General features: G+C 59.7%; 20 protein-coding genes and 1 riboswitch. Of the genes, 14 read left to right on the top strand and 6 right to left on the bottom strand.

Translation table 11 applies throughout. The features are described from left to right. The first annotated feature begins 331 nt into the window (after positions 1–331). From putP to IE038_RS08615, 9 genes are all read left to right on the top strand, one after another. Positions 332–1,816, top strand: coding sequence for a sodium/proline symporter PutP (gene putP / locus IE038_RS08655; protein WP_189395470.1), 1,485 nt, complete (start codon positions 332–334; stop codon positions 1,814–1,816). 115 nt (positions 1,817–1,931) lie between these two features. Beyond that, positions 1,932–2,768: a 23S rRNA (adenine(2030)-N(6))-methyltransferase RlmJ gene (locus IE038_RS08650; RefSeq protein ID WP_163936165.1), complete on the top strand. Its 837-nt coding sequence runs from the start codon at positions 1,932–1,934 to the stop codon at positions 2,766–2,768. Positions 2,769–2,879: 111 nt separating this feature from the next. After that, complete coding sequence (locus IE038_RS08645; protein WP_163936168.1) at positions 2,880–4,637, top strand: carbamoyltransferase family protein; 1,758 nt, start codon at positions 2,880–2,882, stop codon at positions 4,635–4,637. Beyond that, positions 4,621–5,751: a glycosyltransferase gene (locus IE038_RS08640; protein WP_163936172.1), complete on the top strand. Its 1,131-nt coding sequence runs from the start codon at positions 4,621–4,623 to the stop codon at positions 5,749–5,751. Before IE038_RS08645 ends, IE038_RS08640 begins: the two co-directional genes overlap by 17 nt. After that, on the top strand, positions 5,751–6,647 hold the full coding sequence (locus tag IE038_RS08635) for an antimicrobial resistance protein Mig-14 (protein ID WP_163936175.1): 897 nt from the start codon (positions 5,751–5,753) through the stop codon (positions 6,645–6,647). Before IE038_RS08640 ends, IE038_RS08635 begins: the two co-directional genes overlap by 1 nt. Next, positions 6,644–8,053, top strand: coding sequence for a PIG-L deacetylase family protein (locus IE038_RS08630; RefSeq protein ID WP_189395469.1), 1,410 nt, complete (start codon positions 6,644–6,646; stop codon positions 8,051–8,053). Before IE038_RS08635 ends, IE038_RS08630 begins: the two co-directional genes overlap by 4 nt. A 48-nt stretch (positions 8,054–8,101) precedes the next feature. Then, on the top strand, positions 8,102–9,058 hold the full coding sequence (locus tag IE038_RS08625) for a glycosyltransferase family protein (protein ID WP_189395468.1): 957 nt from the start codon (positions 8,102–8,104) through the stop codon (positions 9,056–9,058). A gap of 32 nt (positions 9,059–9,090) precedes the next feature. Continuing rightward, positions 9,091–9,855, top strand: coding sequence for a glycosyltransferase family 2 protein (locus tag IE038_RS08620; RefSeq protein WP_163936181.1), 765 nt, complete (start codon positions 9,091–9,093; stop codon positions 9,853–9,855). Then, a complete protein-coding gene (locus IE038_RS08615) occupies positions 9,848–11,011 on the top strand; it encodes an O-antigen ligase family protein (RefSeq protein ID WP_163936185.1) in 1,164 nt (387 codons plus the stop codon). The genes IE038_RS08620 and IE038_RS08615 overlap by 8 nt, the downstream gene beginning before the upstream one ends. A gap of 51 nt (positions 11,012–11,062) precedes the next feature. On the opposite strand, the gene IE038_RS08610 is transcribed toward IE038_RS08615, so the two are convergent. After that, positions 11,063–11,704, bottom strand: coding sequence for a BUD32 family EKC/KEOPS complex subunit (locus IE038_RS08610; protein ID WP_163936189.1), 642 nt, complete (start codon positions 11,702–11,704; stop codon positions 11,063–11,065). Positions 11,705–11,819: 115 nt separating this feature from the next. Between IE038_RS08610 and msbA the strand changes: the two genes are divergently transcribed. Continuing rightward, positions 11,820–13,622 (top strand): lipid A export permease/ATP-binding protein MsbA, encoded by a 1,803-nt coding sequence (gene msbA / locus IE038_RS08605; protein ID WP_163936192.1) that lies wholly within the window; start codon positions 11,820–11,822, stop codon positions 13,620–13,622. Between the two features lie 132 nt (positions 13,623–13,754). Continuing rightward, positions 13,755–15,176, top strand: coding sequence for a bifunctional D-glycero-beta-D-manno-heptose-7-phosphate kinase/D-glycero-beta-D-manno-heptose 1-phosphate adenylyltransferase HldE (gene hldE, locus IE038_RS08600; RefSeq protein WP_189395467.1), 1,422 nt, complete (start codon positions 13,755–13,757; stop codon positions 15,174–15,176). Positions 15,177–15,191: 15 nt separating this feature from the next. Here hldE and IE038_RS08595 read toward each other — a convergent pair whose 3' ends face one another. From IE038_RS08595 to IE038_RS08580, 4 genes are all read right to left on the bottom strand, one after another. Continuing rightward, positions 15,192–16,154 carry a metal ABC transporter ATPase gene (locus IE038_RS08595; RefSeq protein WP_163935171.1) on the bottom strand — a complete coding sequence of 321 codons (963 nt, stop codon included), beginning with the start codon at positions 16,152–16,154 and terminating at the stop codon, positions 15,192–15,194. A 40-nt stretch (positions 16,155–16,194) separates the two neighbouring features. Next, positions 16,195–17,007 (bottom strand): aldo/keto reductase, encoded by an 813-nt coding sequence (locus IE038_RS08590; RefSeq protein WP_163935169.1) that lies wholly within the window; start codon positions 17,005–17,007, stop codon positions 16,195–16,197. Then, the gene (locus tag IE038_RS08585) at positions 17,004–18,179 is read right to left on the bottom strand and encodes an NAD(P)/FAD-dependent oxidoreductase (RefSeq protein WP_189395466.1); all 1,176 of its coding nucleotides are present in this window, start codon (positions 18,177–18,179) and stop codon (positions 17,004–17,006) included. The genes IE038_RS08590 and IE038_RS08585 overlap by 4 nt, the downstream gene beginning before the upstream one ends. A gap of 68 nt (positions 18,180–18,247) precedes the next feature. Further along, on the bottom strand, positions 18,248–18,580 hold the full coding sequence (locus IE038_RS08580) for a DMT family transporter (protein ID WP_163935166.1): 333 nt from the start codon (positions 18,578–18,580) through the stop codon (positions 18,248–18,250). 88 nt (positions 18,581–18,668) lie between these two features. On the opposite strand from IE038_RS08580, the gene IE038_RS08575 reads away from it, so the two are divergent. Beyond that, positions 18,669–19,559 carry a LysR family transcriptional regulator gene (locus IE038_RS08575; protein WP_163935164.1) on the top strand — a complete coding sequence of 297 codons (891 nt, stop codon included), beginning with the start codon at positions 18,669–18,671 and terminating at the stop codon, positions 19,557–19,559. Between the two features lie 14 nt (positions 19,560–19,573). Continuing rightward, positions 19,574–20,842, top strand: a complete 1,269-nt coding sequence (gene waaA / locus IE038_RS08570) for a lipid IV(A) 3-deoxy-D-manno-octulosonic acid transferase (RefSeq protein ID WP_189395465.1) — start codon at positions 19,574–19,576, stop codon at positions 20,840–20,842. A gap of 65 nt (positions 20,843–20,907) precedes the next feature. Here waaA and IE038_RS08565 read toward each other — a convergent pair whose 3' ends face one another. Beyond that, positions 20,908–22,338 (bottom strand): TolC family outer membrane protein, encoded by a 1,431-nt coding sequence (locus IE038_RS08565; protein ID WP_189395464.1) that lies wholly within the window; start codon positions 22,336–22,338, stop codon positions 20,908–20,910. Positions 22,339–22,491: 153 nt separating this feature from the next. Next, positions 22,492–22,597, top strand: a riboswitch (TPP riboswitch). A gap of 154 nt (positions 22,598–22,751) precedes the next feature. Here IE038_RS08565 and thiC point away from each other — a divergent pair. Continuing rightward, on the top strand, positions 22,752–24,638 hold the full coding sequence (gene thiC / locus IE038_RS08560; RefSeq protein ID WP_189395463.1) for a phosphomethylpyrimidine synthase ThiC: 1,887 nt from the start codon (positions 22,752–22,754) through the stop codon (positions 24,636–24,638). The last annotated feature ends 64 nt before the right edge of the window (positions 24,639–24,702 follow it).

The following is a 24,702-nucleotide window of genomic DNA, read 5'->3' as shown; positions in this document are numbered from 1 at the left end:
TGTTTATGGTGCGTTTACTTCTGTGAAACGTGCTTTTTGCTCCATAAGAGAGCAAAAAGTGGTCGTCATCGGAAAAATCCGACGAGGTGCAACTTGATTGCAGAAATTGGTTGCACCTTCTTTGCGTTGTTGCATAGGATTCGCGGCCTCGGTGCAACCTCGTTTAGAGGTCGGGTGTACCCGTGCGGGACTTTTCTGGAAGTTTTCGCATCACTTCATGCGCGGTTGGGCTACAGCGCTACCCGTGACGAGCGTTCAGGGAATGAACCGCTTTGCCGGCGGCATCAGCCAACTGCGGCTACCATAAAAACAAATTCCAGGGCGCAACATCATGAGTGCAAGCAACCCAACCCTGATCACCTTCGTGATCTACATCCTGGCGATGGTGCTGATCGGCTTCATGGCCTATCGCTCCACCAACAACCTTTCCGACTACATTCTGGGCGGCCGTAGCCTGGGTAGCGTGGTCACCGCGCTCTCGGCGGGTGCTTCGGACATGAGCGGCTGGCTGCTGATGGGGCTGCCAGGCGCAATCTACATGTCGGGTCTGTCAGAGGCCTGGATCGCCATCGGCCTGATCATCGGTGCCTACCTGAACTGGCTGTTCGTTGCCGGTCGTCTGCGTGTTCAAACCGAGCATAACGGCGACGCGCTGACCCTGCCGGACTACTTCACCAGCCGTTTCGAAGACAAGAGCGGCCTGCTGCGGATCATCTCTGCGGTGGTGATCCTGGTGTTCTTCACAATCTACTGTGCTTCCGGCATCGTTGCCGGTGCCCGTCTGTTCGAAAGCACCTTCGGCATGTCCTATGAAACTGCCCTGTGGGCAGGTGCTGCTGCTACGATCGCCTACACCTTTGTGGGTGGCTTCCTGGCTGTCAGCTGGACCGATACCGTCCAGGCAACCCTGATGATCTTCGCGCTGATTCTGACGCCGATCATCGTTCTGCTTGCCACCGGTGGTGTCGATACGACCTTCCTGGCCATTGAAGCGCAAGACCCGTCGAACTTCGACATGCTCAAGGGCACCTCGTTCATTGGCATCATTTCGCTGATGGGCTGGGGGTTGGGCTACTTCGGTCAGCCGCACATTCTGGCGCGTTTCATGGCGGCAGACTCGGTGAAGTCGATCGCCAAGGCTCGTCGCATTTCCATGACCTGGATGATCCTCTGCCTGGTCGGTACCTGCGCCGTGGGCTTCTTCGGTATTGCCTATTTCTCGGCACACCCTGATCTGGCCGGTCCTGTGACCGAGAACCATGAGCGCGTGTTCATCGAGCTGGCCAAGATTCTCTTCAATCCATGGATTGCAGGTGTGTTGCTGTCGGCCATCCTGGCAGCAGTGATGAGTACCCTGAGCTGCCAATTGCTGGTGTGCTCCAGTGCGCTGACCGAAGACTTCTACAAGGCTTTCCTGCGTAAGAGCGCGTCTCAGCTTGAGCTGGTCTGGGTCGGTCGCCTGATGGTGCTGGCTGTTGCGCTGATCGCGATTGGCATCGCCGCCAATCCTGAGAACAAGGTGCTGGGTCTGGTGAGTTATGCCTGGGCTGGCTTCGGTGCTGCTTTCGGTCCAGTGGTACTGATCTCGGTACTGTGGAAAGGCATGACCCGTAATGGTGCGCTGGCCGGTATCCTGGTCGGTGCGATTACCGTGGTGGTCTGGAAGCACTTCTCCCTGCTGGGTCTTTACGAGATCATCCCGGGCTTCATCCTGGGTGCACTGGCAATCCTGCTGGTCAGCAACCTGGGTCGCCCATCGCAAGGTATGGTTGCCCGTTTTGAGAAGGCCGATGAGGCGTTCAAGAAAGGTCATTGATCGGTTAGTACCGGTCTGTGCCTGACAACGGCCCGATCTCTTCCAGAGGTCGGGCCGTTGTCGTTTTGCCTGGCCCCTGCGACAGGGTAAACTTGTCGGCCTTGCAGGAGTTGCCATGAACTATCGTCACGCCTTCCACGCCGGCAACCACGCCGACGTCTTCAAACACCTTGTGTTGACCCGCCTCATTGCGCTGATGTCGCGCAAGGAACAGCCGTTCGCCTACATCGATACTCACGCCGGCCTTGGCTTGTATGACTTGCAGGGTGATCAGGCGACACGCACCGGCGAATACCTTGAGGGTGTCGGGCGCTTGTGGGGTCGTGAAGACCTGCCCGAGCTGGCTGCCGATTACCTGCGCATTCTCAAGCGTATGAATCGCGATGGCGAGCTACGCTATTACCCTGGCTCGCCCGAGTTGGCGCGGCGTTTGGCGCGGGATCAGGACCGCGTGCTGCTCAATGAGAAACACCCGGAAGACGGTCGTCTGCTCAAAGAGAACATGAAAGGTGATCGACGCGTTGCTGTGCACCTTGGCGAGGGCTGGCATGTGCCGCGGGCCTTGCTGCCGGTCCAGGAAAAGCGCGCGGTGATGCTGATCGACCCGCCTTTTGAACAACTCGATGAGCTCAAACGTTGCACTCAGGCCATGAAAGAGGCCATCGGCCGTATGCGGCAGACCGTGGTGGCGATCTGGTACCCGATCAAGGAAGAGCGACAATTGACGCGCTTCTATCAAGACCTGACCAGCACGGGGGCACCGAAGCTGCTGCGTGTCGAGTTGCTGGTGCACCCATTGGATACACCGCAAAGCCTGAACGGTTCGGGCCTGGCCATTGCCAATCCGCCCTGGGGGCTGGAAGAGGAGCTGCGCGAGCTGCTGCCATGGTTGGCGCACGTACTCGGTCAGACCCACGGCAGCTGGCGTATGGACTGGCTGATCGCTGAATGAGTCGGTGCGCAGTGCTGGGTTGCGCGCAGCTTTACGTTATAATCCCGCCCTTTGGCTGCCGCTTGCCACTGGCGCAGGGGCACATTTTAAAAGTTTGAAGAGGCTAGACCCTTGGCATTGACGATTCTTGGCCTGTCCGGCGCCCTTAGCCATGATCCTTCCGCGGCCCTGTATATCGACGGCAAACTGATTGCCGCCGCTGAAGAAGAGCGCTTCGTGCGCGATAAACATGCAAAGAACCGCATGCCCTACGAATCGGCGAAGTTCTGCCTGGAACAGGCCGGGATCAAACCGTCCGACGTCGATGTCGTCGCGATTCCGTTTGCCCCGATCAGCCTGTTCGGCAAGGCTCGCTGGCACTACGCCAAGCGTTACTGGTATGCCCCGGACCGCGCCCTTGACGCGATTCTGATGGGTAACCGCCGTTACAAGCGCTATCGCAAGAAAATTGTCTGGTGCCTGGAGCAACTGGGCTTCGATCCGAAAAAGATCAAGATCGAGCCGGTTGAACACCACCTGGCTCACGCGTCCAGTGCCTACCATTGCTCCGGTTTCAAGGAGAAGACGGCGATCCTCGGGATCGACGGTAAGGGCGAGTACGCCACCACCTTCTTCGGTTATGGCGAGAACGGCAAGATCCACAAGATCAAGGAGTTCTTCGACCCGGATTCCCTCGGTGGCCTTTACGGCGCGATCACCGAGTTCCTCGGTTTCGAGATGCTTGACGGTGAGTTCAAGGTCATGGGCATGGCGCCGTATGGCGATGCCAGCAAGTACGACTTCTCGCGTCTGGCCAGCTTTGAAAATGGCGAACTGGAAATCAACACCGAATACGCCAACGTCATCGGCCTGCGTCGCCATAAAGAGAAGGGCAAGGGCTTCTACTTCTCGCCAAAACTGATCGAATGGCTGGGTCCGAAGCGCGAAGGCGATATCGCCGATGAGCCTTACATTCATTATGCGGCCAGCATGCAGGCGCTGTTCGAGAAGCTTGCTCTGCAAATGATCGACCACTACCTAGGCGACATTCTCAAGGAAACCGGCAAGCTGGCGTTTGCGGGTGGTTGTGCGCTGAACGTCAAGCTGAACCAGAAGATCATCGCCCGTCCGGACCTGAAGGAACTGTTCGTTCAGCCGGCTTCAGGTGATGCCGGTACCGCTGTGGGTGCTGCAGCCTATGTGTCGCACGCCCGTGGTGTGCCGGTCGAGAAGATGGAGCACGTCTACCTCGGCCCAGCCTACTCCAACGAGGACGTGATCGCGGCCTGTGCCCGCCATCCGAGCCAGCCAAAATGGCGCAAGATCGACGACATGCCACAGCGTATCGCCAAGATCATGGTAGATGGCAATCCAGTTGCCTGGTTCCAGGGTCGTATGGAGTTTGGTCCGCGTGCCTTGGGTGGTCGTTCGATTATCGGCTGCCCGAGCGTGCCTGGCGTGGCTAACCGGATTAACGAACAGATCAAGTTCCGCGAGCGCTGGAGGCCATTCTGCCCGTCGATGCTCGACACCGTTGGTCCGCAGATGATCAAGGTCGATCACCCGGCGCCGTTCATGACCTTCACGTTTGAAGTGGCTGAAGAGTGGAAAACCCGCGTGCCGGAAGTTGTCCATGAGGACGGTACCTCGCGGGCCCAGGTGCTCAAGCGCGAGTACAACCCGCGCTACTACGACATGATGAAGGCGCTGGAAGACCTGACGGGTAACGGTGTGTCGTTGAACACCTCGCTCAACCGTCGTGGTGAACCGATGATCTGCTCGCCGACCGATGCACTGAACATGTTCTTCGGCTCCGACCTTCAGTACCTGATCATGGAAGACATCTTGGTGGTCAAGGACGGTGCGGACAGTTATGAAACCGTCGGCTGAGCGGCATGTCCTGCAGTTCTGCCATGGTTATGACGGGCCGTTCCTGGACTGTGCCCGTCAGTACGCCAGCCTGTTTGCGGGCACGGGTTATCGGGTCACCACGGTGTTCCTGACCGGTGCTGCCGATCCGCAGGTGGCCGCTGGCTGCGCTTCTGATGAAGTGCTGTTCATGGAGTTCAGCTCCAAGGCCATTCGCGGCCTGAAGCTGGGGGCGATTCGCGCACTGCGCCGGATCGCTTCCAGTCGCCGTTTCAGCTTCTGCATTGCCCACCGTTTCAAACCGATCTATGTGGCCTTGCTGGCGACGGACGTGCCGGTGATCGGTGTGCATCATGCGTTCAGTGATTACAAACGTGGCAGCCGACAGTTGTTTGCCAACCTGTTCCGTCGACGCTTGAGCTTGCTCGGCGTCTCTGATGCGGTACGTGACGACATGCGCCGCTGTTTGCCGAAGTGGCCGGAGCAGCGCATCCAGACCCTCTACAACCGTGTCGATATCGAAGCACTGCAGTCCAGCTTGCTGCCAGCCGCTGAAGCGCGTCAGGCCTTGGGCTTGGATCCGCAGGCCTGGATCGTCGCTAACGTTGGTCGTCTGCACCCGGACAAGGACCAGGCCACGCTCTTGCGTGGCTTTGCCAAGGCGCTGCCTGGGCTGCCAGCGGGTGCTCGTCTGGCGATCATGGGCAAGGGGCGCCTGGAAGAAAGCCTCAAGGCGCTGGCTGCAGAGCTGGGGGTCGCCGGACAGGTCGATTTCCTTGGGCAGGTTGCCGAAGGTCGCCGTTATTTCCGGGCGTTCGATGCCTTTGCCTTGAGCTCCGATCACGAACCGTTCGGGATGGTCTTGCTGGAGGCCATGGTTGCCGGCCTGCCGCTATTGGCGACGGCCTGTGGTGGAGCGAAAGAGGTGGTCGAGGGCGTTGGGATTCTGTTCCCGCTGGGTGATGCTGAACACCTTGCTCAAGGGTTGCAGCATCTGGCCGGCCTGGATGATTCGCAACGCCAGGCCTGCGCCGAGCGCATGCTGCAGCGTCTGCGTGAACGTTTTTCCGATGTGGCCGTACGTGAGTCCTTCTGGCGTCTGCCAACTGTCAGCGCATTGGCTGCGGAGGCTTGATGCTCAATCGAATCAAAGGCTGGCGCGAACGTGGCTGGCACGAGGTGGATGCTGCTGCCTACGCACAGGCCTGGCAGCGTTTTGGCGGCAGCGTTGCCACTCATCCGTTGGTGATCGCGCAACTCGCTGACCTGGCCGAGATCCCGGTGCGCTATCTTGCCTGGGAAGAACAGGGCGAACTCAAGGCGGCGATTCCAACGTGGGGTCGCTACCTGGCGCTGTCCAAGGACGTGCTCAAGCGTGCGGGCAAGAAAGGCCTGTTCGACTTGGGCAATGCCGAGCTGATTCTGCCTGCCGCGACCGATGCTCAGGTGCCGTTGCGGCATGCCGGGCGTTACCTTTCCGAGTTGAATCAGGGCCGTTTCGCCAACCTCAAACCGCAAGTGGAGTCCTTGGCCATGGCCAGGACCCCGGAAGATTTGTCGAAGAAGTTTCGTTACAACCAGCGGCGCGAGTTGCGGTTGCTGGAAGAGGCGGGAGGGCAGGTTCGTCCTGTGACCGACTTCAGTAGCGCGGAACTGGCGGCCATGTACTGTGACCTGTTCCAGCGCCGCTGGACGTTCCCGGCTACGGGCGCTGAGCGTATGGCCGAAGTGCTTGAGCGCTTGCGTGAATTGTTGATCGGTTCGGTGCTGTTTCTTGACGGTGCCCCCATCGCCATTCAATTAGTGTATCGGGTTGAAGCACCGGAATGGATCAGTGTTGAGTACGTCAACGGTGGCGTCGACCCGGAAACCAAGGCGTTCAGCCCTGGTAGCGTATTGAGCTTCCTCAACACACAGAGTGCCTGGGAAGATGCCCGTGCGCGGAACAAGCCGTTGCGGTTTTCTTTCGGTCGCTCCGATCGCGAGTACAAGGACCGATGGTGCAATCCTGTTCCGGTGTTCCAGGTGTGAGCCGCAAGCAACAGCTGCTCAAGCGCCATCGGCGTAACAAGCGCCTGGGCTTGCTGCTTGGCCTGGTCGTGTTGATCGGCCTTGGTGTGGGCGTTCATGGCGGGTTGCCGTTTTTACTGTTGCCGCTGTTGTGGGCGGCTCACGAGGCCTGGTTCGCCGATCACCTGTTCTATTCGCCGACCGAGGATTACCAGTACAGCTTTCCCGAGGGGTGTGCGCCCGTCGCCGTGACGCTGGTGGGCGAGGCCTTGCGTGTGGCTCAGCCGCAGTCGGTGAGCGGTGATGAAACGCTGATTTTGCAGGTTCGCCTGAAAAGCACCTGGCTGGGGCGTTTCTTCGACCCGGCTGTGGAGGTACTGGGCTCTGACACCCCGGACCGGCAGACCTTCGAGCGCGGTGTGCGAGGCGTGCGCTACCTCAACCTGACGGGGCAGGCGGCGGCCGTGATGGCGGGTAACCTGCGCCTGCGTGGTCGGCATTGCCGGGTGCAGGAGGTGTCGCAGCTGTGGGTCGTGCGTGGCGGCGACCCGTACCCTCGGCGGGTCATGGTCATCGCGCCGCATGCCGACGATGCTGAGCTGGCCGCCTATGGCCTTTATAGCAAGGCAGCAGAATCCTGGATCGTGACCCTCACCGCCGGTGAGATCGAGGCGGAGCATTACCAGCAGATGGGCCTTGAGCGTGCCGAAGCAGCGCGTCTCAAAGGGCGCCTGCGCGCCTGGGACAGTATCGCGGTGCCGCGCTGGGCGGGTGTCCCGCAGGAACAGTGCGTACAACTGGGTTACTTCTGCCTGCAATTGCCGGCAATGCAGGCCGCACCGGACCAGCCCATTGCCTCCCGTGAAGCGGAGCTGGCAGATACCCGGCTATTCCGGCAGTTCAATAGCCTTGCCTTGCCCGGCGACGAGGATGGCGCACCGACCTGGAACAACCTGCTGGCTGACTTGCGAGCGCTGATTGTGCTGGCGCGTCCGCAGGTGCTGGTCATGCCACACCCGGCACTCGACCCGCACCCCGATCATATTTGCGCACAGGCCGCGGTGCTTGAAGCCTTGAAAGGGCTGGAGTGGCAGCCTGAAACGCTGTTGTGCTACGCCAACCACCTGCACGACAACGATCGTTGGCCGATGGGTGATAGTGGTGCAGGCGTGGCATTGCCGCCGCAAATGGAGGCCAGCCAAGGCTGGATTCCGCACAGCCTGGTGCTCGACCTGAATGTACAGCGTGACAAGGCCATGGCGCTGGGCATGATGCATGATCTGCAGCCCGCGCCACCGTTCAAGCGGCGCGTTCGGCGCGTGCTCCAGCGTTGGCTGGCAGGGCGAAAGGCTTCACCCTACGGTGAGAATGAATTTTTCCGTAAAGCAGTGCGTCGACACGAATTGTTCTGGCGTCGGGACCTTTAGGTCCAGGGCGTGATTGATAGCGGTAGCGCATGCGCCGTAAGGAAGACAATGAAAGTTCTATTTCTGGTGCAGAAGGAACAGCGGGCCATTCTGGATCGCTTGTACGAAGGGGTTGCTGCGCATTGCGAGTGTGACCTGCGTTGGCTCAGCAGTGAAGAGCAGGATGACCTCAAGGGGTACTTCCGCAAGCATGTTCAGCTTGAGCAGTACGACCGCATTCTGTTTTTCTTGCGCTTCAAGAAAGAGATTCGTCAGGTTTCCTTCATACGAACGTTACCAAACCTGGTGATTCTGGAGCATGACGCTTACCAGAACTACATTCCCTGCAAGTACACCGGTAAGTTCAGTGCCCACTACCGCAAGCTGCCGTGGGCCAGGGTGATAACCTCCGGTGCGATGGTCACCCGACGTTTGCGTGAGGAGGGCTTTGATGCGCAGTTTGTGCCCAAGGGTTACGACCAGGCGTTGTTGCGCAATCACCAGCAAGAGCGGGACATAGAGCTGGCGTTTGTGGGCAGTATCAATAGCGTGGCATATTCTGGCCGCAAGGCGATGCTGGAAGCATTGGCCGAGGTAGAAAATCTGGTTATTACGCGTACCAACTCGGGCGAGGAGTACAGCCAGACATTGAGTCGCATCCGCTTTTTCGTCAGTGCCGATGTTGGCATGGGCGAGTACATGATCAAGAATTTTGAAGCCATGGCGTGTGGTTGCGTGCTATTGGCCTTTGATCAGGGTGCCGAGGAAAACCAGGCGTTGGGCTTTGTCGATATGCAGAATATCGTCCTGTATCGGGACCTGGCCGAGTTGCGCGCCAAGCTTGCACAACTGCGCGAGCACCCTGAACAGGCGGATGCGATATCGAAAAATGGCCAGGCGCTGGTCGAGCAACATTTTTCTTTCCAGGCGTTAGGCAAGGCCATTGTCGAGCAGATGCGTGCGCCGTTGCGGCCCCGCCCGGTACTTGGCTGGTTTCAGAATCTCAAGTCGTCACTGGGGCTGTAAGCCCTTCAACCCTTTATTGATTGAGTACAAGCATGGTCTTCAGTGAAAACAGCGATATCACGCTGATGGTCACCAGTTGTGGCCGTTTCGATTTGTTGAAGCGTACGCTCGAAACCTTCGATCGATTCAACACAGCGCCTATTCGTGAAGTGTTTATCACCGAAGATTCCGGGGACGCGGCCGTTGAACGCTGCATTCCCGAGCACTGGCGTCCTCACACGCGGTTCATCATCAACAATCCGAAGCTCGGCCAGTTGCGCTCGATTGATGCGGCCTATTCGCAGATCTCTACCGCCTGGGTGTTCCATTGCGAGGATGACTGGGCGTTCTATCGCCCCGGATTCATTGAAGAGTCGCAAGCACTGCTGGAGGCAGATCCACAGGCACTGCAGGTATGGTTGCGCAGTTTCAACCATGACCTGCAGGTGCACAGCCCTTATGTGTTTCTTCATGAACGTCAAGTGTATAAAGGTATACCCTTTTACCAGTTGGGTTCCCACAAGCCGGACTGGCAGGGTTTTTCCTTCAACCCGGGACTGCGTCGGTTGGCGGACTACAAGCAGCATGCGCCTTACTCCGGCCATGCAGGAGAGAAAAGCCTCTCTCGGCTGTATGCCGATGAAAACCGTTATGCCCTGATTCTGGAGAACGATGCCGTTCTGCATACGGGATTCGGTGAGCACGTCGTTGTTTCAGAGGAGCGTCAGAACAAGCGTCGGCGCAAAAAACGCGATCGCCTCAAGTTGGTGATTGCAGTTGTCATTGGATTGATAGTGGGCTGGTTTTTGAATGTTTAGTGTTTCTTCCGTGGACAGCCGAAAAAGTACGCGCTACTTCAGTGCTGCAGTTGTCGCGTTTTTCTTGAGCTTTGTGGTGATGGCGTCGTCCAAGTGGACGAATAACATCTTTTACGCGTTCATCGCATTGCCAGGCCTGGTCTTTCTTCTGAAAGAGCGTGGCGCAGGCCTGTTCAAGGATTCGTTGAGCTGGGCGTGGGTGGCCTTCCTACTTTGGTTTCTTGTCCCCGCAGCTATTGCCGGAGATGGGCAGTTCTACAAGCACATTGCTTACGTTGGGCTGTTTGTTTTCGTGGTTGGCGGGTTGACCGATCCACAGTTTTTCCGCAGCCCGTCATTTGTGCGGCTGCAATTCTGGATCATCTGCCTGTACATTTTTGCGGCGTCGATCTATGCCTACGCCTCGGGCCAGTATGAGGTCGGTGCACGGGTCGCGTTGTTGCCAGCGCGCATGCAGAATGTGATCTATGCCTGCATCTGGCTGCTGTGCACCCTTTCACTGGCGCTTCCGTTGTGGCTCCGCGAGCGGCGCTGGGGTGAAGGGTTCTGCGCAATCGTCCTGACGTTGGTCGCGATTGCCTTTGTGCTTCAAACCCGCACGGCACTGGTCGGCGCCGCTTTCCTGGCCGGGCTGTGGTGCGTGTATGGAATCTGGCGTCACCCAAAGGCCGGTGTAGTGAGCCTGTTGATCTCGGTAGCCTTGCTGGCTGCGGTGTTCGGCCTGGTGCACAACGAGAGGTGGTTTCTCTCGCTGTTTGCGCGGGGTGATTCCTATCGTATCGAGCTGTTCCAGATCATGACTGGAGAGTGGCGCAACTGTGGGTGGTTGTTGGGGTGTGGCGTCGATTTCCAAACCACCAAGACGCTTACAGGTGGTATGCCAATACAGCATCCGCATAACATTTTCGTGGCCATGGGGCTCTACACGGGGGCTGTTTCGCTGGTGTTGTTCGTGCTGGTCATGGCGCTTACGCTCTTGCAGGCCATGCGCCTTCGGGACGCCTGGGGTGTGTATCTGGCGTGCGCCCTGGTCATGCTCAACTTCGACGGCAGCAAGTTGGTTGGCAATCCGGATGAGTTGTGGCCACTGGTATTGTTGCCGGCGGCAATGATCCTGGGGAATGTGGTTCGGCAGGCGCGCTACAGATCGCTTTGATCAGGGCTGCACTGGCGTTGGTAAAAAGGCCGCCCCATGAGCGGCCTTTTTTTATGCGCCTAAAATGGTTTGCAACTCGTTGGCGTTGCAGGTCGATTGGCTGCTCAGGTAAGCATTGAGAAAAATGGCATTCTCAGGCTTCAGCAGCCATTGCCGATCCTCTGTGTAGCGCAGCATGTGCTTGAAGTTGCGTAGCCGCATTTTTTTGCTCAACGGCTTGCGATAGGTGCGCATGTCGGCAACATCGATCAGCCCCAGTTCTCCATTTGGCGTAAGAACAATATTGCCCAGATGGGCTGAGCGGAAGTAAACGCCCTTCTCATGCAGCGTGGCGATGAATTGCCCAAGCTGGTCTCTGAGTCGGTCGCTTGGTTCGCTGCTTTCGATCAGTTGGCGCAGGGTTTTCCCTGGCAATGGATCGTAATGCACGGCATCCCGTGCTATTTCGGCAATTCGATAGACCTTGCGAATGTGAGGGCAGGGCACTGCGCGGCTGGCCAGGTTGTTGCAGTTATCGGCAAAGCGTCGTGCGTAGGGGTACCACGCCGCTGAACTGATCAGTCGCTTGCGTCGGAACAGTTTGAGCATCGAGCCGTCTGCCAGGCGCAAGACTTTATCTCCCGTGCCGTCGGCTTCGAGAACCTCGGCACCTTCGCGCAAAGCCAGGTAGCGGGCGTGGTCAAGTGCTTGCATCAATACTCCGGTGTCTATGCTCTGGGTGCTGGACGGCCGGCTATCTTACCGTAGCGGGAAGAGACTAAAACCGCTTGTGGTACAATCCCGTCTCTTTTTATCTCGACAGATTCTTATGACTGCCCCTGAATCGTCTGCGCCCTCGAGCCTGAAAATTTATTTTCGTCTGCTCAACTATGTGAAGCCCTATGTAGGCATTTTCCTGCTGAGCATTGTGGGCTTTGTGATTTTCGCCTCGACCCAGCCCATGCTGGCGGGCATTCTCAAGTATTTCGTCGATGGCTTGAGCAACCCCGAAGCGGTGTTGTTCCCCAATGTGCCTTACCTGCGCGACCTTCAGTTGCTTCAAGCGGTGCCCTTGCTGATCGTGGCCATTGCCGCCTGGCAGGGGCTTGGCTCGTACCTGGGCAACTACTTCCTGGCCAAGGTCTCCCTGGGGTTGGTGCATGATCTGCGGGTCGAGTTGTTCAACAAGCTGCTGGTCCTGCCCAATCGCTACTTCGACAGCCACAATTCCGGCCATCTGATTTCACGGATTACCTTCAACGTGACCATGGTCACAGGTGCGGCGACCGATGCGATCAAGGTGGTGATTCGAGAGGGCCTGACGGTTGTTTTCCTGTTCATCTACCTGTTGTGGATGAACTGGAAGCTGACGCTGGTCATGCTGGCAATCCTGCCGCTAATCGCAATCATGGTCGGCAGTGCCAGCAAGAAATTCCGCAAGCAGAGCAAGAAAATCCAGGTGGCGATGGGGGATGTAACCCACGTGGCCTCGGAAACCATCCAGGGCTATCGGGTGGTGCGCAGCTTTGGTGGTGAGCAGTATGAGCAAGAGCGGTTTACCAACGCCAGCCAGACCAACACCAACAAGCAGCTGCGCATGACCAAGACCGGTGCCATTTATACACCGATGCTGCAACTGGTGATCTATTCGGCCATGGCGGTGTTGATGTTCCTGGTGCTGTTCTTGCGCGGAGAGGCGTCTGCTGGCGATCTGGTGGCCTACATTACCGCCGCGGGCCTGTTGCCCAAGCCGATTCGCCAGTTGTCGGAAGTCAGCTCGACCATCCAGAAGGGCGTGGCCGGTGCCGAGAGTATTTTCGAGCAGCTGGATGTCGAGCCTGAGCGCGACGAGGGCACGGTGGAGCGTGAGCGCATCAGCGGTCGCCTGGAAGTGCGTAACCTGAGCTTCACCTACCCGGGTACCGAGCGTAAGGTGCTCAACGACATCAGTTTCAGCGCCGAACCTGGGCAGATGATCGCGCTGGTCGGTCGCTCCGGCAGCGGCAAGTCGACCCTGGCCAGCCTGATTCCGCGGTTCTATAGCCATGAGCAGGGCGAGATCCTGCTGGACGGTGTGGAAATCGAGGAATATCGCCTGCGTAACCTGCGTCGGCACATTGCCCAGGTCACCCAGCACGTCACCCTGTTCAACGATACCGTGGCCAACAACATCGCCTATGGCGACCTTGCCGGAGCGCCGCGTGAGCAGATCGAAGCCGCGGCTGCCGACGCCTATGCCAAGGACTTCATCGAGCAGTTGCCGCATGGCTTCGACACTGAAGTGGGTGAGAACGGCGTGCTGTTGTCCGGCGGTCAGCGTCAGCGTCTGGCGATTGCCCGGGCACTGCTCAAGAATGCCCCGTTGTTGATTCTTGACGAGGCAACCTCGGCGCTGGATACCGAATCGGAGCGGCATATCCAGGCCGCGCTGGATCAGGTCATGAAAGGCCGAACCACCCTGGTGATCGCCCACCGCCTTTCGACCATCGAAAAGGCCAACCTGATTCTTGTGATGGATCAGGGGCGTATCGTCGAGCGTGGTACGCACAGTCAGTTGATCGCCGAAAACGGCTACTACGCCCGCCTCCATGCGATGGGGCTGGACGAGCCGAGCAAGGCCGACATCACCTGATACCGAAAGGTTGGGGGCTGCTCGCCCCCGGCTGTCAATCGGCGTGTAGCGTCCGGGCGTGCGGCGGTAATCAAGCCGTCGTTTCGCCTGTGCTAATATTCCGCCCCTGTTCATTTTGTATATGGGTTACCCATGAAGTTGTCCATGCCGCGTTTCGATCAAGCCCCGGTACTGGTGGTCGGCGATGTCATGCTCGACCGCTACTGGCATGGCGGCACCTCACGGATTTCGCCTGAAGCCCCGGTGCCGGTGGTCAAGGTCGAGCAGATCGAGGACCGCCCAGGCGGTGCAGCGAACGTTGCCTTGAACATTGCTGCGCTGGGTGCGCCGGCGTTGCTGATCGGCGTTACCGGCCAGGACGAAGCGGCTGACAGCTTGACCAATAGCCTGAAGGCAGCCGGTGTCCGTTCGATCTTCCAGCGTATTGCCCACCAGCCGACCATCGTCAAGTTGCGAGTGATGAGTCGTCACCAGCAGTTGCTGCGTATCGACTTTGAAGAGCCTTTCGCCACCGACCCCCTGTCGCTCGGTGCCGAAGTCGATGCTTTGCTGGATGGTGTCAAGGTGCTGGTGCTGTCGGACTATGGCAAGGGTGCATTGAAGAACCATCAAAGCCTGATCCAGGCAGCCCGCGCCAAAGGTATTCCCGTGCTGGCTGATCCCAAGGGCAAGGATTTCTCCATCTACCGTGGCGCGAGCCTGATCACCCCTAACCTGAGCGAGTTCGAGGCCATTGTCGGGCGTTGCGCTGACGAGACCGAGTTGGTTGCCAAGGGCTGCCAATTGATGCGTGAGCTGGAGTTGGGGGCCTTGCTGGTTACCCGTGGCGAGCATGGCATGACCCTGCTGCGTTCAGAGCATCCGGCCCTGCACTTGCCTGCGCGCGCACGTGAAGTCTTCGACGTCACCGGTGCTGGCGATACGGTCATTTCCACACTGGCGGCGGCCATTGCGGCCGGTGAAGAGCTTCCGCAGGCAGTGGGCCTTGCGAACCTGGCTGCCAGTATCGTGGTGGGCAAGCTCGGTACGGCAGCCATCAGCGCGCCGGAACTGCGCCGCGCCATTCAGCGCGAGGAAGGTTCCGAGCGTGGCGTGCTGGGCTTGGAGCAGTTGCTGCTGGCCATTGACGATGCCCGTGCGCACAACGAGAAAATCGTGTTCACCAACGGTTGCTTCGACATCCTGCATGCAGGCCATGTGACCTACCTGGAGCAGGCGCGGGCCCAAGGTGATCGATTGATCGTTGCCGTAAACGATGATGCATCGGTCAGTCGCCTGAAAGGGCCGGGTCGCCCGATCAACAGCGTGGACCGGCGGATGGCTGTCTTGGCAGGCCTGGGCGCTGTCGACTGGGTCATCAGCTTCCCTGAAGCTACCCCGGAGAACCTGCTCAGCCAGCTCAAGCCGGACGTGCTGGTCAAGGGTGGCGACTATGGTATTGACCAGGTGGTCGGTGCCGAGATCGTCAGGGCCTACGGCGGAACCGTAAAGGTATTGGGGCTGGTGGAAAACAGCTCGACCACGGCTATCGTCGAGAAAATCCGCAAAAACTGACCTAGGCAGCGTGTGCTACTTGTGCAGGCTGCCCCTGGCCATCTGTAGCAGTTGCCTGGCCTTGCCGGTCAGGCGGCTCAGCCCCGACTCTTTCCGAGTGGGGCTCAGGCCTTCTTGCCTGAGCCAGTCTTTCCAGCGAATTCGCTCTTCCCGAACCACCCAGCCGTCCTGCCGGGCGAAGCTCTCTGCCAGATAGAGGCCACGCGTGCTGGCCGGGATCAGGCGATCCTTCTTCAGTGTGTAGAGTTCAGCCAAGGGGCGTCCGTCTTCCAATGGCATCAAGTAAAGATCCGGGCGACTGCGATTGAGCCGAGCGACCAACTGGTCGCCTTCCAGGCGTTCGTCAACATGGAACAGGCTCAGCGACCGGGCCTCCCTGGGCACTTGAAGGCGCAGGTCGTAGACCAGTTGTAGTGATGCCGTGGGCAAGTGTACGTAGGCGCGTGGCCGTTCCAACAGTTGCAGATTGGCGCAGCGTACAGGCCGTGCAGCGCCTGAAAGTGGCGTCACGACAAAGGGCATGGCGTCACGGTAGTGCAGGGCTTCAGCATAGGGCGCTGGTAGCCAGGTTTCGTTGAAGCGTCCACCCAGCCAACCTTCGGGCGTCTCCAGCAGGCATTCCTCGGCCACTTCCTGAATCGCTGTGTGCAGCGGCAGGTTGAGCTCCTGGGCGGGGACGTAGCCTGAGATCAGCTTGAGCACCACATCGCCACGGTCCTGACGGCGCTGGCGTACCAACACCCAATAGTCACGATTCTGCCATTGCAGCGTCAGTCGCACTGACACCCCGAGGTTGGCCAGTTCGGCTACGAAGTGTTGGTGATCGCTCAACTGGATAGGCTTGCGCCGCTGCAGGGTCTGGGCAAAGTTCAGCGGTTTGCCGATGCTCTGGTAGCTCAGCCCTTCCGGGCTGGCTTCGACATGCAGTGGCAGGGTCTTGAAGTTGCTGGGGTTCTTGCGGATCAGCGTTCGCGGCATGTCGGCTCCTTCTTGCGTTGGGGTCGGCCGCGACGGCGGCTCAGCGCTTGCTTAAAACCTGGGCAACGGTGGCCACGTTATGGGCCAGGTGTACGGGGTTGATGGTGCCGACAATAGCACTGCTCACACCGGGATGGCCAAACAGTAGCTCAAAGCTTGCACGCACCGGGTCTTCATCGGGCCTCAGGCAAGCGTGGCCGCTGGCCAGCGCCTTCTTCACCAGAATGGCTTTGCCATGTGCGGCAGCATAGTCCAGTACCGGTCGTTCGCCCTGCTCGTTGAGATTGTAGGTGACCATGGCGCAATCGCCTTGTTCCAGAGCCTTCAAACCACCTGCGACGGTTTTTCCGGAGAGGCCAAAACCACGGATCTTGCCTTCCTGCTTGAGCTGCGCGAGGGCTTCATAGACGCCTTCGTGTTCGAGGATATGCAGGTCGTTGCCGTCAGAGTGCACCAGTACCAGGTCAATGCAGTCGGTTTCCAGGCGCTTGAGGCTGCGCTCGACCGAGAGGCGGGTATGGGCTGCGCTGAAGTTGAAGCTCGACAGGCCGTTGTCGAACTCTTCCCCGACTTTGCTGACGATCACCCACTCGTGGCGTTGCCCACGCAGCAGCGGGCCAAGGCGTTCCTCACTGCGGCCATAGGCAGGCGCAGTGTCTATCAGGTTGATGCCCAGGTCACGGGCTTGATCGAGCAACTGACGTGCTGCTCGGTCATCCGGGATGGTGAAGCCGTTGGGGTACTTCACGCCCTGGTCGCGGCCCAGTTTGACGGTGCCCAGGCCTAGCGGCGAGACCATCAGCCCCAGGCTGCCCAGCGGGCGGTGCAGGTCATGCAGGGTGGCTTGGCTCATGGCAGCAACTGTTCCCAGACAGACGGTGCAATCGGCGGTCTTGGCAGGTCCGGCAGTGTGGTGCAGGTCCCCGGCGTAATGCCGTCACGCGCCAGGCTGGCCATTACGCGATCTGCGAAGTCCGGTGCCAGTGCCAGTTTGGTTGGCCAGCCGACCAGCAAGCGTTGTTGTTCGGCCAGGAAGGCGTTGTCGGGGCGTACCAGGCCCGACTGCGCCGGCTCTGCCCGGTCAACCCGCAGGGTTGCCCATTGCACCTGGCTGAGATCGACCCAAGGGAGCAGGCTGGCCACTTCCTTCTTTGCCGCAGCAATCTGTGCGTCTGGTTCACGTGCGACGCCTTCGGCTTCGGCCAGGTCGCCACCCAGGTACCACACCCACTGACCATCGGCCGCCGGATGGGTGGTGACGGTGATGCGCGGTTTGGGGCCGCCACCGAGGCAATGCGCATAGAGCGGCTTCAGGCTTGGCCCTTTGGCCAGCACCATGTGCAGGGGACGGGTTTGCATGGCCGGTTGGCTCAGGCCGAGCGCCTTGAGCAGTTCGGCGTTACCGGCACCGGCGCTGAGCACCACGCGCTGTGCGCGGATTTCACGGCCATCGACCCGCAGGCCGACCAGCTCATCGGCTTCACGCAACGGTTCGATCTGCTGGCCCGCGAGCAGGCTTTCACCGGCCAGGGCTGCCAGGCGATCAAGCAGGCTGGGTACATCGATGACCAGTTCGGCCAGGCGGTAGACTTTGCCTTTGAAGGCGCGGTCTTGCAGCGCAGGTGGCAATTGCTCGCCCTTGACCTGATCGACTCGGCCGCGCACGGCCTTGCTGGCAAAGAAACTGGTGAGATTGCCGGCCAGGGTGCCCGGAGACCAGAGGTAGTGAGCGTCTGACAGCAGGCGTACACCGGACAGGTCCAGCTCGCCGCTACCGGCCAGGGCTTCGCGCCAGCGTCGTGGCATGTCGGCAATCGCTTCCGATGCTCCGGTCAGGGCGCCATGCAGGGCGTACTTGGCGCCGCCATGGATGATGCCTTGGGATTTCAGGGTCTGCCCGCCACCGAGGCTGTCGCGCTCTACCAGAACTGTCGAAAAACCCTGGCGACGCAGGCGGGCATTGAGCCAGAGGCCTGCAACCCCTGCGCCGACAATCAGGACGTCGGTAGAAATAGCCGATGGCATGTACAAACCTCACAAGCTGGGATAGGAGCGCAGTATACAGCCTGTGGCGGATTGCACCTTGCCTGGCATCAGTGCCCGGCGGTTTTTGAAAACAACTGGATCACCACCACGCCTCCGACAATCATCGCCATGCCGAGGATGGCTGGGGTATCGAGTTTTTGGCCATAGATGAACAGCGCTGCAACGCTGATCAGGACGATACCCAGCCCTGACCAGATCGCGTAGGCGATACCTACCGGAATGCTGCGCACCACCAGGGTCAGCATCCAGAATGCCACGGCATAGCCACAAACCATCAGCAGCAGTGGCAGGGGTGTGCTCAGGCCCTTGACCGCTTTCATGGAGGCGGTGGCGATGACTTCCGCGCAGATGGCAATGGCCAGGTAGGTGTAGGCATTCATGGTGGGTGTCCTCTGTAGTTGGTGGGCATTCTAGAGGACGCACGAGTGCGGTAAAGTCATTAGCTATCTGTATTGGAGATAGGTTGCCGTGAGTGAGCAGTGGAATCTTGAGCAAGTAAGGCTGTTCGTGCGCGTGGCTGAGCTGCGCTCGTTTTCCGCTGTTGCCCGTGAGCAGCGTAAAGCGCAGTCGGCGATCAGCAGCGGTATTGCCCTGCTGGAGGAAGACCTTGGGGTTGTCCTCTTCGAGCGCAGCAGTGGTCGCCAGCCGCGTCTGACTGGCGCGGGTGCGGCGTTGCTGGAAGATGCCCGCGAGCTGTTGCGCCAATGCGAGCGTCTTGATGGTCGGGCCCTGGCGCTGATGCGTGGCCAGGAGGCGCAATTGCGCGTGGCTCAGGATGAGGCCATGCCCTACCAGCCGGTGATCGACAGCCTGGATGAGCTGGCCCAGCGCTTTCCACTGCTTGAAGTGCAATTGGCCAGCGGCGCACAGGGGGATGTGGCGCGTAAACTGGTCGAGCGTCGAGCTGACCTGGGGTTGTTGTTCCATCATGATCGGATGCCCGTTGCTCTGGAGCGTCGGGCGCTGGGCAGTGTCGAGATGGTCACCGTCTGCGCTGTCCATCACCCGCTGGCGCAACTGCCATGGGTCAGTCGACAGCAATTGGCGCAGCACCGTCAGTTGTTGATCACCCCTCAGGAGAGTGGTTACCCCGGTGGTGAGCCGATCAGCCCCCAGATCTGGCGCGCAGACAGTTTCTACGCCATGGCTGAACTGCTGATGCGTGGGCTCGGCTGGGCATGGTTGCCCCGGCATGTGGTGCAGTACCCAACCTACCAGACGCAGATGGTCGAGTTGGCCAGCGAATGGACACCGCCAGCGTTGGTGGTCGAGCTGGCATGGCGGCGAGATGAGCCCCTGGGACCGGCCGCGCAGTGGTTGGCTGAGCGCTTCGCACTGCACTTGCGCGCCATTGGCTAGTACACTGCGGCGCCATGAACAGATCCCTTTATACCCTGTTGTTTCACTTGGGCCTGCCGCTGGTCGCGCTGCGCCTGTACCTGCGTTCGCGTAAGGCGCCGGCCTATGCGAAGCGTATCGGCGAGCGCTTTGCCAAGGGCCTTGCGCCGATGCAGACCGGTGGTATCTGGGTGCATGCGGTGTCGGTCGGCGAGAGTATTGCCGCGGCGCCGATGGTGCGGGCCTTGCTCAAACGTTATCCACAGCTGCCCATTACCATCACCTGCATGACCCCGACCGGCTCCGAGCGTGTCAGGGCGATGTTTGCCGATGAGCCGCGGGTTCAGCACTGCTACCTGCCCTATGATCTGCCTTGGGCGGCGGCACGTTTCCTTGACCATGTACAACCGCGCCTGGCGGTGATCATGGAAACCGAACTCTGGCCCAACCATATCAACCAGTGCGCCAAACGAGGCATACCGGTCGCCTTGGCCAATGCCCGGTTGTCTGAGCGGTCGGCGCGTGGCTATGGACGATTTGCCAAGCTGACCCAGCCGATGCTGGCGCAGATGAGCCTGATTGCGGTTCAGACCGAGGCTGAGGCCGAGCGTTTCCGCCAGTTGGGCGCTCGTCCCGAGTGCGTTGAGGTCACCGGTTCGATCAAGTTCGACCTGAGCGTCGATCCTCAGTTGTTGGTCCGTGCCGGTCAGTTACGTGCACAGTGGCAGGCGGATCGACGTCCAGTATGGATCGCGGCGAGCACCCATGAGGGCGAAGACTCGATCATTTTGCAGGCGCACCGGCAACTGTTGGAACACCACGCCGACGCCTTGCTGATTCTCGTGCCACGTCATCCAGAGCGTTTCAATGCCGTGTTCGAGCTCTGTCAGCCGCAGTTTGTGACGCAGCGCCGCTCCAGTGGCGAAGCGGTCACTGAGCAGACCCAGGTACTGCTCGGTGACACCATGGGCGAGTTGCTGTTTCTGTATGCGTTGGCAGACATTGCCTTCGTCGGCGGTAGCCTGGTTCCCAATGGCGGGCACAACGTCCTGGAGCCGGCTGCCTTGTCCAAACCGGTGCTCAGCGGACCACATCTGTTCAACTTTCTGGAAATCGCGGCGATGTTGCGCGAAGCGGGGGCTTTGCAGGAAGTGGACGACGCACAAGGCCTGGCTGCGCACGTGCGCCGCTTGATTGAATTGCCAATCGACGCTCAGCGCATGGGTGATGCAGGGCGGTCAGTGATGCGCGCCAACCAGGGGGCATTGCAGCGCTTGCTGGATGGGCTGGCGCGGTTGTTCTGAGACCTCGACAGCGGCAAGCCACTACGGTCCCTTGCGGTCCAGTGGGTGGCTTGCCGACGAGGCTGTCAGGGACGACGCTCGAAGTTCGCCTGCGCAGCCTTGGCCAGGTCCGGCGGCAGGAAGTCCTTGTCCGGGTTGTAATCGGCCTTCAGGTAGCGGGTCAGGTCTTGCAGGTCCTGAGGGCTCAGTGTGCCCGCGGCCTGCTTCAGGCGCAGGTTGTCGAGGATGTAGTCGTAGCGGGTGTTGTTGTAGTCCCGCACTGAGGTGTACAGCTGACGTTGGGCATCGAGTACGTCGACGATGTTGCGTGTGCCGACCTGATAGCCGATCTCGGTCGCTTCCAGTGCGCTCTGGTTGGAGATGATCGACTGTTTGCGCGCTTGCACCTGCTCCACGTCAGTGTTCACCGCACGGTGCAGGTTGCGGGTGTTCTCCACCACCTGGCGGCGCAGGCTTTCGCGTTGCTGTTCGGTCTGGTTCAGGCGCTGATAGGCCTCGCGCACTTGCGAGCTGGTCAGCCCACCGCTGTAGATCGGGATGTTCAGTTGCAGGCCAATGCTGCGTTGTTCGACATCGCCACCGTAATGGACGCCCGGGGTCGGGTTACTGAACCCCAGGTTGTCGTTGTCGCCTTTCTGGTAGTTGGCCACGGCATCGAGTGTCGGAGCATGCCCGGCCTTGCGTTGGCGCAGGGTTTCTTCGGCGGCGCTGACGGCATAGTTGGTCGCTTGCAAGGTCAGGTTCTGCCGTGCGGCGGTATCGACCCAGGCAGTGGCGTCATTCGGAACCGGCACCTGCACGGGCAGGGTATGAACGATGCCTTGAATGGCGTTGTATTCACGGTTGGTCAACGTGATCAGGGCCTGGAAGGCGTCCTCGACCTGGCGCTGGGCAAGTATCCGGTTGGCCCGTGCCGTGTCGTAGCTGGCCTGGGACTGCAGTACGTCGGTCTTGTCCGACAAGCCAACGTCAAAACGCTCGTTGGACTGGTCCAGCTGGCGCTTGAACGCGGCTTCCTCGGCCTTGGTTGCTGCCAGGTTGTCCTGGGCTCGCAGCACGCTGAAATAGCTGTCTGCACTCTGCAGGATCAAATTTTGCTCGGTGGCGGACAGCTCGAGTGCCGCTTGTTCATTGACGGCCTGTGCCGCTTGCAACTGGAACCAGCGGTCGGCGCGGAATATGGGCTGCGACAGGGTGGCCTGCCACGAGTTGCCACTGCGGTTGTTTGTGGTCGAAGGCTCATCGAACTGGGTGCGGGTGCTTTGCATCTCGGCCCCGGCCGAGAGGTTTGGCAGTAGCCCGGCGCGCGCCTGGGGTACCACTTCGCGGCGAGCACCGTAGTTGGCCTGGGCCGCCGCCAGGTCGGCGTTATTGTTTACCGCTTCTTGATAGACGCTGACCAGGTCGGTCTTTGCGGACAAGGGCGCTTCTGCTGCCCAGGCCATTCCGTTGGTAGCACAAGACACGGCTAGGGCCAGTGAAAGTTTGCGCAGCATAAGGCAATCCTTGAACGGGTGAGATAATCGCTTAGTTCAGAGCGTAGTGCAGTGTAGTTGCGCTGGCATATTGCAACAATCTGCCATATCCGCCATTGATCGTACGCAGTTTTACAGTGGTGGCTTTACGTGTCACTCCAGTCTAGACTGGCCTCGTTCTTGTCGGGGTGCCTTGTGTTGAGGCTGAGATCGGATAATTCCGGATCCCGTTGAACCTGATCAGGTTAGCGCCTGCGTAGGGAACAAGATTGCTCGCTTTCCCGCGAGCCCTCTTGTGCCAGGGTCCGGGAATGTCGAGTCAGCTTCAGGCTGCCAGGCATCGCCGACTATGGCACAGCACCAGCCCCGGTGCGTTCGTGCCTTTCAGGTTCACTCCGACATTCCACCGCTGGATGCCGTCTGGAGAGCCTGTGATGAGTAAACAAGAAAAATACGCCAACCTGAGTGAATCGGCTCAGGTCGATCAGCAGTCCGTGCAACCGTTTACCCGCTCGCGAAAAATTTATGTCGAAGGCTCGCGCCCTGACATTCGTGTGCCGATGCGTGAAATCAGCCTGGACGACACGCCTACCGACTTCGGTGGCGAGCCTAATGCCCCGGTACTGGTCTACGACACCTCGGGTCCTTACACCGACCCGAATGTGGTGATCGATGTGCGTAAAGGCCTGGGCGACGTGCGTTCGGCCTGGATCGAGGCCCGTGGCGATACCGAGCGCCTTGACGGCCTCAGCTCCCATTTTGGCCAGCAGCGCCTGAGCGACCCGGAACTGACTGCGCTGCGTTTTGCCCACGTCAAAAACCCGCGTCGGGCCAAGGCCGGTGCCAACGTCAGCCAGATGCACTATGCCCGCCAGGGCATCATCACTGCCGAGATGGAGTACGTTGCCCTTCGCGAAAACATGAAGCTGCAAGAAGCCCGTGCCGCAGGCCTGCTCAATCAGCAGCACGCCGGTCACAGCTTCGGTGCCAGCATTCCGAAAGAGATCACCCCAGAGTTCGTGCGCGAGGAAATCGCCCGTGGCCGTGCGATCATCCCGGCCAACATCAACCACGTTGAACTGGAGCCGATGATCATCGGCCGTAACTTCCTGGTGAAGATCAACGGCAACATCGGCAACAGCGCCCTGGGCTCGTCCATTGAAGAAGAAGTGGCCAAGCTGACCTGGGGTATCCGCTGGGGTTCGGACACCGTCATGGACCTGTCCACCGGCAAGCATATCCATGAAACCCGCGAGTGGATCATCCGTAACTCGCCGGTTCCGATCGGTACCGTGCCGATCTACCAGGCATTGGAAAAGGTCAACGGTGTCGCCGAGGACCTGACCTGGGAACTGTTCCGTGACACCTTGATCGAGCAGGCCGAGCAGGGCGTGGACTACTTCACCATCCATGCCGGTGTGCTGCTGCGTTACGTGCCACTGACCGCCAAGCGTGTGACCGGTATCGTCAGCCGTGGTGGTTCGATCATGGCCAAGTGGTGCCTGGCGCACCACAAGGAAAACTTCCTTTACACTCATTTCGACGAAATTTGCGAAATCATGAAGGCCTACGACGTCAGCTTCTCGCTGGGCGATGGCCTGCGTCCGGGGTCGATTGCCGACGCCAACGACGAAGCGCAGTTCGGTGAACTGGAAACCCTCGGTGAGCTGACCAAGATCGCCTGGAAACACGACGTTCAGTGCATGATCGAAGGCCCTGGCCACGTGCCGATGCAGTTGATCAAAGAGAACATGGACAAGCAGTTGGAGTGCTGTGACGAGGCACCGTTCTATACCCTCGGCCCACTGACCACGGACATCGCACCTGGCTATGACCACATCACCTCCGGTATCGGTGCGGCGATGATCGGCTGGTTCGGCTGTGCCATGCTCTGCTATGTGACGCCGAAGGAACACTTGGGCCTGCCGAACAAGGATGACGTCAAGACCGGCATCATTACCTACAAGATCGCCGCGCATGCTGCCGACCTTGCCAAGGGCCATCCGGGGGCGCAAATCCGTGACAATGCCTTGTCCAAGGCGCGTTTCGAGTTCCGTTGGGAAGACCAGTTCAACCTCGGTCTTGACCCGGATACCGCACGCAGTTTCCATGACGAAACGCTACCGAAGGATTCGGCCAAGGTCGCTCACTTCTGCTCCATGTGCGGGCCGAAGTTCTGCTCGATGAAAATCACCCAGGAAGTTCGCGAATACGCGGCTAACCAGCGTATCGAAACGCTGGATGTGTCGGTCGAAGAGGGCATGCGTGAGCAGGCCGAACGGTTCCGCCAGGAAGGCAGCCAGTTGTACAAAAAGGTCTGAGGACGCTCATGGGCGGTGTGCAATGCGCACCGCCTCTGCAGGCAAGCCAGCCCCCACAAGCACT

The organism is Pseudomonas laurentiana, assembly GCF_014648275.1.
Lineage (GTDB): Bacteria > Pseudomonadota > Gammaproteobacteria > Pseudomonadales > Pseudomonadaceae > Aquipseudomonas > Aquipseudomonas laurentiana.
This window is presented reverse-complemented; position numbering and strand designations above follow the sequence as displayed.